Here is a 10,701-nt window from a genome sequence, read left to right as displayed (position 1 = left end):
AGTCGATGGCAAAAGCCGGAGCGACCGGGGCCGCTCTCGGTGCTTTTCTGGTGGTCGGTGCCGTCGCACCGGCCAGCGCGGCACCGGTGCAATTTCCGGTGGACGTAGTCGTGCACACAGTTGTCGGCGAAGTGAGCGCCTTCGAAGGCAACATTCCCGGTTGCGAGACCGGCACCGTGGCCGACATCAGCGGCGGGCCGCACTTCACCCCGTGGGGCGGAAGTTTCGTCGGCGTGAAGGAATTCACCTGCGACAGTGGCGCAGGAGGATTCGACGTCCGCCTGAAGGCACGCTTCGGTGAAGCAGGGGCAACGGGGTCCTGGACCATCATCGACGCATGGGGAGCCTATGAAGGCGTGAAGGGGTCGGGCCAACTCACGGGCACACTCACAGAGCTCGGCATCGACGATCGGTACACCGGCTCGGCTCGGTAACTCAGCCTGGCAGAAGGAGAAAAGCGCCGGGTAAGGATGCTGTCGCTGCGGCATCCTTATCTCGGCGCTTTTTCCTTATTTCAGGCTGAGGCGCGGCGGGCCAGCAGGTCCTGGTGGTGGATCTCCGCCACATTCGGGTGCGCCCGCAGCCGGTAGCGGAGGGCGTTGTCGCCGTAGGTGTCGAGGATCGGGCTGTTCGTCGGGTCGACCGAGAGGCCGCGCGCTGAGGCGGCGAGCTCGGGGCTCAGCTCGAGCCTCGGCATCACCGTGTCGAGCGCCGGGTTGAAGAAGAACGGCACCGAGATGCGGTCCGACCCGATCGGCGGCGAGAACACCTTGTGCAGCGTCGCCTTGAGGTAGCCCCCGGTCGCGAGCTCGAGCATCTCACCGATGTTCACGACGAACGCGCCCGGAATGGACGGCGCATCGATCCACTCGCCGCCGTACTCGACCTGCAGGCCTTCCTTGCCGGGCTCGACCAGGAGCAGGGTGAGCACGCCGCCGTCGCGGTGCGCTCCGACGCCCTGCTTGCGCTCCGCACCGGACTCACCGGGGTAGCGCACGATCTTTGTGAGAGCGAACGGCTTGTCGGCGAACGCTTCGTCGAACGAGTCCTCGGGAGCACCGAGCGCCAGCGCCCAGGCACGCAGCAGCCGCAGGGAGACACGGCTGAGTTCGTCGTTCCAGCGCTCGGCGACCTGCTGCAGCTCCGGCAGCGACTCGGGCCAGAGGTTGGGGCCTTCGAGGCGCCAGTAGTCGGGCGTCCCGGGGGTCAGCTCGACGGCATCCCGTTCGGGACCGATGTCGATCTGCTCACGCCAGTCGACGTCGCCGTGGGTGAGTTCACCGCCGACGCGGGTGTATCCGCGGAACTGCGGGCTGTGCACGTTCTCAAGCTTGAGCTTCTCGTCAGTCGGCAGCTCGAAGAACCGGCGTGAGACGTTGAGCAGGTCATCGATGAGTTCGCGGTCGACGCCGTGCCCGACGAGGTAGAAGAACCCGACCTCGTGGGTCGCGCGCAGCAGGTCGGCCCGGAACGCGGCGGCTTCGTCGGCGCCGGCATCGAGTCGGGAGAAATCGAGGATCGGAAGACTTGAGCTCATAGTTCAATGCTGGCACGGCAAAGGGGATGCTCGGGCCAATATGACGAGAGGTGGGGTTTGCGGGTGCGCTCCGCTTCGGTCGCTTCGCTCCCTCAAGCGAGCGGGGGCGGTGACACCCGCAGGTTCACCGGGCGAGCCGGTTCACGATCTGCCGCGCCACGATCCGGTCGATGCCGGGCAGCCCGGATGCGCGGATGATCCATCGGCGCCTCAGCCGCTGCCACCTGTTTGCCGGGAGGAACGACGCCGCGGCTCTCCTCCCTGACGCCTGCGCCCGCTCGACGGTGGGCCGCCAGCGCCGGTCGAACTCCGCCAGCGCGTCGTCGATTCCCTGCGGTGAGGAGACCGGGCCGAGGATGTCTCCGAGGAGTGCCCCACCGGCGACGGCCAGCGATCCTCCCTGCCCGGCCAGAAGCGACACCGCCCCGCAAGCATCGCCGACGAGGACGACACGGGAGCGATGCCAGGTGGGCATCACCACCTGCGCGACGACGTCGTCATACGGGTCCTCGGGGCACAGCGCAAGGAGGCGGTCGACGGCGGTGCCGAGACCAGTGAACTGCTGGCGGAGACGGTTTTGCGTCCCACCCCGTTCCTCGCCGCTCAGCGTTCCGGCATCACGGTACACGAGCATGGCCGCAACCTCCCCCGTGCGCAGCCCGTACAGACCGGCCATCCGGTCGATGCTGTCCGTCAGCATGAACCGGTTTCGCACGTGCGCTTGCAGGTCAGGGGCCTCCACCAGAAACGCGGCGGCGCGCATCCCGAGCGGGCGCAGCCAGGTCTGTTCGGGGCCGAAAAGTTGGGCACGAACCTCCGAATGGATGCCGTCGGCACCGACCAGCACGTCGGCTGTCCGTGACGGGGCGGCACTGTCCTCGCCGTCCACACCCACGCCGTCCTCGTCGGCCCAGAACCGGTTCAGCCGAGAGCCGTACCGGACCTTCACGCGTCCCGCCGGGACGTCATCAAGCGCCTCGAGTGCTGCACGTTCCAGGTCCGGGCGCATCAGGCTGAGCGCTTTTCCGCCGGCGGCCCGCACGAAGCGTTCGTAGTCGATGCGCGACGTCACCCGCCCGTTCGTGTCGACATATTCGGCGGCATCCACGCGGTAAGACACAGCAGCCAGCCGCGGGTAGAGGCCGATCCGTTCTGACGCGCCGACGCCGGGCCCGAAGAAGTCCATCATGTAGCCGGCCGTGCGCGGCCCCTCTGAGCGCTCGAGGACAACCACGTCCCAGCCGGCGAGCCCGAGTTGTCGCGCCGTGACGAGGCCAGCGATTCCGGCGCCCACGACGAGAGCCTTCATACCTGCCACCCCCCGTCTTCGTGCGAGATCATGCAACAGGATGCACCGCGCAGAAGGGACGCTCAACCGGAGGGATCACCCGGTTCCCGAGGGGCTCTCCTGCTGAGCGTCACGGGGAGGATCTGACAGAGCAGACGGTGTGTGCCCGACGGGTTCGTGCGGGGCCCTCCGCTTCGTCGCTTCGCTCCTCCAGCGAGCGGGGGCATCCGGGTCAGGAGCCGTTGTAAGCCGCCCTCAAATCGGCGATATCGATCTTGCCCATGCCGAGCATCGCCTGCATCACGCGGCCGGACTTCTCCGAGTCTTCGTCGTTGAGCAGCTCACCGAGCACCGGAGGCACGATCTGCCACGACAGCCCGTACTTGTCCTTGAGCCAGCCGCACTGGCCCGGCGCGCCGCCGTCGGCGGTGAGGGTGTTCCACAGCCGGTCGATCTCCTCCTGCGTCTCCGCACTCGTGTACAGCGAGACCGCCTCAGTGAAGCGGAACGCCGGCCCGCCATTGAGCGCCTGGAACTCGACCCCGTCGAGCACGAACGTCACCAGCAAGGCCGTTCCCGCGGGCATCGGAGCGCCCTCGCCGTACCGAGACACCTCGACGATCTCGGAGTTCTCGAACACCGACACGTAGAACTCGGCGGCCTGCTCGGCCTCGGTGTCGAACCACAGGCACGGGACGATCTTCTGCATGGCGCTCTCCTTCATCACAGAGATTGACGAGCGGATGCCGCGGGCTGGGCGCCGCTCGCGGCTCATGCTACTCACGCCGCGGGGGCGCGTACACCGCCCGGCTGCTCACCCTTCTCCGCCCGGCCATCTGACCTCCCTCCGCTGGCTGGAGGGAGCGAAGCGACCGAAGCCAAGGGCGCTCAGACAGTCAGGACCACCTTGCCGTGCGGGTTGCCGGCGTGGAGGTATTCGATCGCAGAGGCTGCCTCCTCGAGCGGAAACACCTTGTCGATCGCCGGGATGATCTTGCCGTCGGCGAGCATGCCGCGCAGCGTCTCGAGGGCGGGCTGGTCCTCCTCCGACATCAGGCCGACCATCCGCTCGCGCACAAGGGCGGAGACCACGGGAGCCCGGAGCGTTCGGCCGAAGCCTCCCAGCAGGGCTCCACCACCTTCACCGCCGACGATGACGACGGTGCCGTAGCGAACCAGCGCCCGACGCAGGCGCGAGAGCGAGTTGTGCCCGGCGGTGTCGATGATGAGGTGGTATCGCTCGGGGCGGTCGGTGAAGTCTTCCTGCTCGTAGTCGATCACATGTGCAGCGCCGAGCGAGTGAACGAAGTCGACCTTGGTCCCGCTGCAGACACCGGTGACCGTCGCACCGAGGGCGACCGCGATCTGCACGGCGAACGACCCGACGCCACCTCCGGCACCGAGAACCAGAACCTTCTCGCCCGCCTTCACCCGGCCGGCGTCGCGCAATGCGTGCAGTGCGGCAGACCCTGACACCGGAGTAGCAGCTGCCTGCTCGAAGCTGACGGTCTCCGGCTTCAGCGCCAGCCGGTCCTCGGTGGAGCGGGTGAACTCGGCAAAGCTGCCCTCGAGGGTGGTGCCGAACACCTCATCGCCCGGCTTGAACCTGGTCACCTCGCTGCCGACCGCGGTGACCAGCCCCGCGACATCCCGCCCCGGAGTCCGTTGTTTCGGTGCCCGCAGACCGAAGCCGAACAGTCGAATCAGGTAGGGCTTGCCGGCCGTGACGTGCCAGACGCCCGCGTCGACACCAGCGGCGCGTACCTGGATGAGCACGTCGCGGTCATGAACCGTCGGCGAGTTGCGCTCCTCGACATAGAGAACGTCGGGCGCACCGTATGTGTCCTGGACTACAGCCTTCATGAGAACTCCTCGTCAGTACATCGCCCTACCCGCCTGTCTGAAGTGTCCCAACAAAGGGGCGATCTGAAAAGGGGAGGGGATCAGGACATACCGGCCCGGGCGATCACGGCGCTGGCCAGCCGGTCGACGCGCTCGGGCGCCAGGCTGAAGTAGAGGATGGGCTCGATGAGCTCCAGCTCCATGATGGCGAGCGTGCCGTCGACCCTGACGAGGTCGAGCCGGGCGTACAACAGCTCGTGCGGCACGGCGGCGAGGATGTTCTCGGCGAGGCGGATGTCCTCGGCCGGAGGAACCACCGGCAGCACGGTGCCGCCGTAGATGCCCTGGGTGCGATAGTCGCCGGCGGCGGGTTTCTTGAGCAGGGCGTGGCTGAACCGGCCGGCCAGAACGATGAACGACCATTCGCCCTCGTCGACCACGGAGTCCACCATCGGCTGGATGAGGTACTCGTCGAGCACACCGCCGGCGGACAGCCGCTCAAGCGTCTCATCGATCCGGTTCCGCTCCACCCGGGACACATCCGATGCCCCGGTGCCGACGGTCGGCTTGATCACGACGGTGTCCCAGTCGCGACCGGCGGGGTGCTCCGCGAAGTTCCCTGCCGTCACCGTGGGAACGATGGGGACTCCCCAGGACTCCAGGTCGAACAGGTACGACTTGTCGCTGTTCCAGCGGACAACATCCCGAGCGTTGAACAGCCGGCACGACGACGCCTCGATCGTGTCCAAAACCGACAGGAACAGGGCCCGCTCGTCGATGTAGTCCCAGGTGCTGCGAATCAGAGCGACGTCGTACGCGTTCCAGTCGACGTCCGGGTCACTCCACACCACCGGTTCGGCGGCCACTCCGTGCCTGTGGAGGGCGGCGATGAGCATCCTGTCGTCAGCGAACAGGGCATCCAGATCGGTGATCTCCCACGTCACGAACCGTGGGAGCTTCCGGCAAGTGAGAACCGCCACACGCATCGGGTGTCCTTTGAGGGGTGCGGGGCCGAACCCCGCGGGTCTCATCATTTCACCGAGTTATTCCAGCGAGGGCAAGCCTCGTCGCGGTGCCGACGCTATCCCAGGATTGTTCGGGTCGCGCGGGTGTAATCGCGCAGCGCCGGTGCAATTGCACCCGCGCGCTGCCAGAACACCCGCGCCGTGGCGCCTACTCGGCGGGCGAAGCAGCAGCAGCAGCGGGGGCCGCCGCGTGACCGTGCCCGTTGCCGTTGGTCAATCCGGAGCTGACCGGGAGCGAGGCTCCGGCGGCCGACGACCGGCCGCCGACGAAGCCGTTGAGCAGGGCGGCGAGGTCGATGCCCGTGGAGTCCTTGAGCAGCTGGGTGACCTCGGCGACGTTGCCGACCACCTGCTTCGACAGGTGCGAGGCTCCGTCGGTGGAGATGACCGTGAGGTTGTCGATCGCGCCGTAGGGGGCCGCGAGCTGCCGGGCGATTTCGGGCAGGATCTCGATGGCGCGCTGCTGCAGCAGGGCCTCGGACTCGTCGCGAAGCGCGGCCACGCGCAGTTCGGTCGCGCGAGCCTCCGCCTCACCCTTGGCGAAGATCGCGGCCGCTTCGGCTTCACCCTCGGCCCGGGTTGCTTCGGCTTCGGCGATCCGTCGGTCGCGGTCGGCCTTCGCCTCTGCAATGACCTGGGCCGCGTTCGCCTCGGCGATCTGGCGGATCCGGTACGACTCGGCATCCGCTGTCTTGCGCACGTCGGCGTTGAGCTGCTGCTCGCGCAGGGCGGTCTCGCGCTGGGCGGTGATCTCGCGCTGCTGCAGGATGCCCTGCTGCGCGAACGCCTCGGCGAGCGGCTTGGCTGCTTCGGCTTCGGCGAGCGCCTTGTCGGTCTCCATCTTGATCGACGCGTTCTTCAGCGACAGTTCGCGGTTGGCGTCGGCGATCGCCTCAGCGGCTTCGATGCGGGCCTGCTCCGAGGCACGCTCCGACACGGACTCGGCGATCTCGGCGGCCTGGCGCACGCGTGCCTGCTCCGGACGACCGAGGTCGGTGATGTAGCCCTTGTCGTCGGCGATCTCCTTGATCTGGAACGTGTCGACGTCGAGACCCTGGTTGAGCAGCGAGGTGCGGGCCGCTTCGATGACCTGCTCGGCGAGGCCGGCCCGGTCGCGGATGATCTCCTCGACGGTGAGGTTACCGATAGAGCTCCGCAGAGAACCGGACAGCACCTCCTGGGTGAACGGTTCGATGTGCTTGTCCTGGCCGAGGAACCGCTGGGCTGCCGAGCGGATCGCGGAGTCGCTGTCGCCGACCTTGACCACGGCGACGGCCTCGATGCGGATCGTGACACCGTTGCGCGTCTGCGCGACGACCTGGATGCCGATGGCGCGCGAACGCAGCGACATCGAGAACTGCTTCTGCAGGAACGGAACGACGAAGACGCCGCCGCCCTGGACCACCTTCTGACCGGTCAGGTCGGTGATCGTGCGACCGTCCGCACCGACGGACTTGCGGGCCCGGCGACCGGTGACGATGATCGCCTCATCGGGCTGCGCGATCTTGTACCGGCTCTGGATGAAACCGATGATGATGAACACAGCGGCAACGGCAGCCACGATGGCAAAGACGACCGGGCTGAACAAGACGGCGAGCAGTTCCATGATTCCCCTCCATGCCGGCGGTCCCGACGGCGCCCCCAGCCTAGTGGGGCGACATTTCGAGCCGGCAGCGCCCGATACCCCGTCTTCGGGAGGGAGCTAGCTCCCGCGAGTTGGGGGTCAGGCGGAGATCGTCATCTCCTGCACGAGGTCGTCTTCCACCGTGAAACTGAAGTGGCGCTTGCCGGTGAACCCTTCGCCGCCGACGATCGCCGTGAACGTCGTGTATGCGCCCGTGGTGATGTCGGCGGTCACATCGAGGGTGACGTGCACGCCGAGGAATTCGGCATCCGACCAGTTCTGGATCTCATCGCGACCGGTGAAGACGCGCCCGCTGTCGTTCACGGTGCCGTCCGGGGCGAAAGTGTCGAGGAATCCCTGCGTGTCTCCGGAGTTCGCCGCGGCGACAAGTCGCGCCACCGGCTCAGGCAGTGTGGAAGCCATCTCGGTTCCTCTCTCTCGCGTGACACTCACGTTAGACCCCGAACGGGGGAGCCGTAAATGGCGAACACCGGGGTCCACGGGAACACCACGCGCACAAAGATAGCTAGCCTGATCAGCGGGGGTTCTTCGATGACCGAACGCGACGGCACGCTGCTCGGCTCGGTCCAGCGCGCTATCGCGCTGGTCGATATTGTGGCGAACGCTCAGCGGCCGCTCCCGGTCAAGGTCATCGCCCGACAGGCCGGGCTCACCCTCGGCACCACGTACAACATCGTCCGCACCCTCGTGCACGAGGGCTTCCTCACCCACGAGCCCGACGGCATCGTCCTCGGGCCCCGGTTCCCGGGCCTGTTCCCCCAGGAGACCGATGGGGTGTTCCTCGCCCGGATCCGTACCGCCCTGCGAGCCATCAGCGAGGACCTCGGCGCCGCCGCCTGCTTCTCGCGGTGGCGCGACGGCGAAATCGAAGCGGTGGATCTCGTCGAATATCCCCAGCACCCCCGCCTCGAGTTCTGGGTCGGCCTGCAGCACAGCGCCCACGCCACAGCACTCGGCAAGCGCATTCTCGGCGATCTCGAGACCGAGGATCGCCTCGATTACCTGTCACGGCATCCGCTCGAGACGTTCACGCCGAACACGATCGGCGACCGCACCGTGCTGTTGCAGCAACTCGATGCGCACCGGTGCGCCTCGGTCGACGTCGAGGAGTACCTCGTCGGATTCAACTGCCTCGCAGTGCCGGTGCAGGCCCCCGGCCTGATCGGCTCGCTCGCGATCACTGCCCCGGCCGACAGCGCGCCCGTCGACGTCGCGCAGCTGGTGAAGCGGATGCAGGCGGCCGCGTCACGCCTGTCACTGAGCGTCGCCGCGGACCGGCTCGGCTGACCATTTTCACCATCTGAAAATCCGAGGGTGGTCGGATGCCGTCATCCCGACTAGCGTCAGACGGCAGCGTATGCGCGGGGTGCACTTGCTGCACCTGCGCACGACGTGCGCTCAGACGGTCCGTTGCAGGACTCGTCTTTCGGGGGGAAGAGGGATGTCGCGGAATTCGCACACCGCGACATCGTCCGGGGAGGGGGTTCGTGCCAACAGCGCGGCCCCCTCACTCGCGGAGACTCAGCCCTACGGCATCAGACTGGTCGTCGCCGACGTGAACACCGCGGTCAGGAGCGGTGGGGCAGCGACAAGAAGCGCAGCTCCGGCTGCGACGAGGGTGCCGAAACTCCACAAGGAGCGCCGGGTGGCCGCCCGGCGAACGTCGCCGTCGAGCTCATCGAATCGGGCCAGCATCTGGTCGCACGGGGCAGACGCGGTTGTGCGCCAGGTGCCGGGGTCGTCGACGAGGGTGACGATGCGCGTGAGTTCTTCGGGGCCGAACTGCACCGGACGTTTGAGCAGCCACTGCCGCAGCCGGCGGGCGTCGAGGACGGCGACCAGATCCGGCCGCTCCTTGACGACGATCGAAGCGGCGCCGTGGATCGCCACGACCGGCAACACCCTCCCGGACAAGCCCAGCCGGGCGTGCACGAGCTTCGTCACCCGCGCGGCCTCGTACTCCGCGTTGCGGATGTGCGGCTGCTTCTGCCCCGACACCATCAGCGTGCGGTTCGCCACCCAGACCGGCTTGGCGCGGTGATGCTTCGTGTTGATCGTGAAGACACCGCCGGGACCGACGACGAGGTGGTCGATGTCGGACTCCTTGGTCCCCACCGGAAGCGCGTGGAAGACGGTCCATTCCCCGGGCAGCGTGTCGAGCATCCGACCCACCGCGATCTCACCCTGGGCGCCCCGATACCAGGCCATGCCACTGGGGGTGAGGGGTGGCCGGCCGAAGACGCGGGCGAGGCGACCGCGCTCCACCCGGTGCGACTCGTCGCCGAAGAGTTCTTCGAGGACGGCCTGCGCGGCGTGGCGCTGGCGCATGCTCGTGGCGTTGGCGGTCACGGAACTCCCTTGTGTAGCTGTCTGTATCGACAGTACTGAGCCGCGTCAACCCCCCTGCATCCCCCGAACGGGATCGCGACGGCGTCACTCCACGAAGCGGATGCCGTTCTGAAGCCGCGTACGCAGGTCGAAGAGTTCGTTGCCGCCCGCCCGGGTCAGGTCGGGGAGGCCGGCCCGGAGGAATCCCGGCAGGAACGACGCCCGGATGGCCAGGGTTGCCGCGCCGCGGGTGCTGCCGAGCTGCACATACGGGGCCTCGAGGGCATTGTCGGGGAGCACGATGGCGAGCCCCGTGAACTTCACCCGCAACGACCGGCTGAACACCTTGGCCCGGGTGGCGAGGTCGTGCATGGGCCGCTCGCCCGCGAGTGCTTCACCGATGAGCTCACCGCGCTTGATCTTGACGGCGTCGCCGTAGTCCTCGGAGAGCAGGGCGAACAGCCCGGTCGGCCCGAGCACGACGTGGTCGATCTTCTCATCGGGAGCGCCGGTGGCGACGTCATGCCAGACGGTGAAGCCGAGGCCGAGCTCAGCGAGGTTGCGGGCGGTGGCCTCCTCGGCGAGCGCGTCGGCGAGAAGGTGTCGCAGCTCCCGCGGGGCGGTGCGCACGAGGGCCGGGTCGTACGGGTCGGCTTCGACACCGCGGCCGGTCCACTCACGCATGAGCCGGAGGTACCGTTCCCGCCGCCAGCCGCCCGGATGCCCGTACGAACGCGCCCGCGGACGGGAATCAGCCTGCGGTCTGGCCGCGGATGCCGCCCAGGTGTGGTGTTCTTCTGACGCCGCCCCGGTCGCGCGGCCGCGGTCGTAGGCGGCGCGACCCTCGACCGTGCCGATGCGCTCCCACGCCAGCTGCACGGCGGTAAACCGCACGGCGTCGCCGCCGGTGTCCGGGTGCGTCTCGCGCATGAGCTTGCGGTAGGCGCGACGCAACTCGTCCTGGCCGGCCGTCGGGCTGACGCCGAGGACCTCGTATGGCGTCGCCGAGATCGGGCTGTCTGGCATCCGCTCGCTT

11 protein-coding genes are annotated in these 10,701 nt (G+C 68.0%); 2 read left to right on the top strand and 9 right to left on the bottom strand.

All coding sequences use genetic code 11. From position 1 onward, the window contains the following. Nucleotides 1–5: 5 nt before the first annotated feature. On the top strand, nt 6–434 hold the full coding sequence (locus ABIE24_RS06190) for a hypothetical protein (protein WP_354497808.1): 429 nt from the start codon (nt 6–8) through the stop codon (nt 432–434). 80 nt (nt 435–514) lie between these two features. On the opposite strand, the gene ABIE24_RS06185 is transcribed toward ABIE24_RS06190, so the two are convergent. The 7 genes from ABIE24_RS06185 to ABIE24_RS06155 form a co-directional block, all read right to left on the bottom strand. After that, nucleotides 515–1,537, bottom strand: a complete 1,023-nt coding sequence (locus ABIE24_RS06185) for an isopenicillin N synthase family dioxygenase (protein ID WP_354497806.1) — start codon at nt 1,535–1,537, stop codon at nt 515–517. Between the two features lie 124 nt (nt 1,538–1,661). Beyond that, the gene (locus tag ABIE24_RS06180) at nt 1,662–2,846 is read right to left on the bottom strand and encodes an FAD-dependent oxidoreductase (RefSeq protein ID WP_354497804.1); all 1,185 of its coding nucleotides are present in this window, start codon (nt 2,844–2,846) and stop codon (nt 1,662–1,664) included. A 211-nt stretch (nt 2,847–3,057) separates the two neighbouring features. Further along, on the bottom strand, nt 3,058–3,534 hold the full coding sequence (locus ABIE24_RS06175; protein WP_354497802.1) for a VOC family protein: 477 nt from the start codon (nt 3,532–3,534) through the stop codon (nt 3,058–3,060). A 179-nt stretch (nt 3,535–3,713) separates the two neighbouring features. Next, the gene (locus ABIE24_RS06170) at nt 3,714–4,688 is read right to left on the bottom strand and encodes an NAD(P)-dependent alcohol dehydrogenase (protein ID WP_354497800.1); all 975 of its coding nucleotides are present in this window, start codon (nt 4,686–4,688) and stop codon (nt 3,714–3,716) included. A gap of 80 nt (nt 4,689–4,768) precedes the next feature. Continuing rightward, on the bottom strand, nt 4,769–5,653 hold the full coding sequence (locus ABIE24_RS06165; protein ID WP_502916246.1) for an ATP-grasp domain-containing protein: 885 nt from the start codon (nt 5,651–5,653) through the stop codon (nt 4,769–4,771). Nucleotides 5,654–5,840: 187 nt separating this feature from the next. Continuing rightward, nucleotides 5,841–7,298: a flotillin family protein gene (locus ABIE24_RS06160; RefSeq protein WP_354497796.1), complete on the bottom strand. Its 1,458-nt coding sequence runs from the start codon at nt 7,296–7,298 to the stop codon at nt 5,841–5,843. Between the two features lie 117 nt (nt 7,299–7,415). Beyond that, nucleotides 7,416–7,739 carry a nuclear transport factor 2 family protein gene (locus tag ABIE24_RS06155; RefSeq protein WP_354497794.1) on the bottom strand — a complete coding sequence of 108 codons (324 nt, stop codon included), beginning with the start codon at nt 7,737–7,739 and terminating at the stop codon, nt 7,416–7,418. A 129-nt stretch (nt 7,740–7,868) separates the two neighbouring features. Between ABIE24_RS06155 and ABIE24_RS06150 the strand changes: the two genes are divergently transcribed. Continuing rightward, complete coding sequence (locus ABIE24_RS06150) at nt 7,869–8,624, top strand: IclR family transcriptional regulator (RefSeq protein WP_354497792.1); 756 nt, start codon at nt 7,869–7,871, stop codon at nt 8,622–8,624. Nucleotides 8,625–8,864: 240 nt separating this feature from the next. Here ABIE24_RS06150 and ABIE24_RS06145 read toward each other — a convergent pair whose 3' ends face one another. Continuing rightward, on the bottom strand, nt 8,865–9,686 hold the full coding sequence (locus ABIE24_RS06145) for a nuclease-related domain-containing protein (protein WP_354497790.1): 822 nt from the start codon (nt 9,684–9,686) through the stop codon (nt 8,865–8,867). An 84-nt stretch (nt 9,687–9,770) separates the two neighbouring features. Beyond that, nucleotides 9,771–10,691 carry a J domain-containing protein gene (locus tag ABIE24_RS06140; protein WP_354497788.1) on the bottom strand — a complete coding sequence of 307 codons (921 nt, stop codon included), beginning with the start codon at nt 10,689–10,691 and terminating at the stop codon, nt 9,771–9,773. Nucleotides 10,692–10,701 lie beyond the last annotated feature (10 nt).

The organism is Mycetocola sp. 2940, assembly GCF_040548835.1.
Lineage (GTDB): Bacteria > Actinomycetota > Actinomycetes > Actinomycetales > Microbacteriaceae > Mycetocola_A.
The sequence above is the reverse complement of the archived record's forward strand: the minus strand, read 5'-3'. Positions and strand labels throughout refer to the sequence as shown.

What these genes read in the sequence shown, in the direction of transcription:
- ABIE24_RS06160 (WP_354497796.1), bottom strand. Translation starts at nt 7,298, where the DNA reads ATGGAACTGCTCGCCGTCTTGTTCAGCCCGGTCGTCTTTGCCATCGTG.
- ABIE24_RS06175 (WP_354497802.1), bottom strand. Translation starts at nt 3,534, where the DNA reads ATGCAGAAGATCGTCCCGTGCCTGTGGTTCGACACCGAGGCCGAGCAG.
- ABIE24_RS06170 (WP_354497800.1), bottom strand. Translation starts at nt 4,688, where the DNA reads ATGAAGGCTGTAGTCCAGGACACATACGGTGCGCCCGACGTTCTCTAT.
- ABIE24_RS06180 (WP_354497804.1), bottom strand. Translation starts at nt 2,846, where the DNA reads ATGAAGGCTCTCGTCGTGGGCGCCGGAATCGCTGGCCTCGTCACGGCG.
- ABIE24_RS06155 (WP_354497794.1), bottom strand. Translation starts at nt 7,739, where the DNA reads ATGGCTTCCACACTGCCTGAGCCGGTGGCGCGACTTGTCGCCGCGGCG.
- ABIE24_RS06185 (WP_354497806.1), bottom strand. Translation starts at nt 1,537, where the DNA reads ATGAGCTCAAGTCTTCCGATCCTCGATTTCTCCCGACTCGATGCCGGC.
- ABIE24_RS06165 (WP_502916246.1), bottom strand. Translation starts at nt 5,653, where the DNA reads ATGCGTGTGGCGGTTCTCACTTGCCGGAAGCTCCCACGGTTCGTGACG.
- ABIE24_RS06190 (WP_354497808.1), top strand. Translation starts at nt 6, where the DNA reads ATGGCAAAAGCCGGAGCGACCGGGGCCGCTCTCGGTGCTTTTCTGGTG.
- ABIE24_RS06140 (WP_354497788.1), bottom strand. Translation starts at nt 10,691, where the DNA reads ATGCCAGACAGCCCGATCTCGGCGACGCCATACGAGGTCCTCGGCGTC.
- ABIE24_RS06150 (WP_354497792.1), top strand. Translation starts at nt 7,869, where the DNA reads ATGACCGAACGCGACGGCACGCTGCTCGGCTCGGTCCAGCGCGCTATC.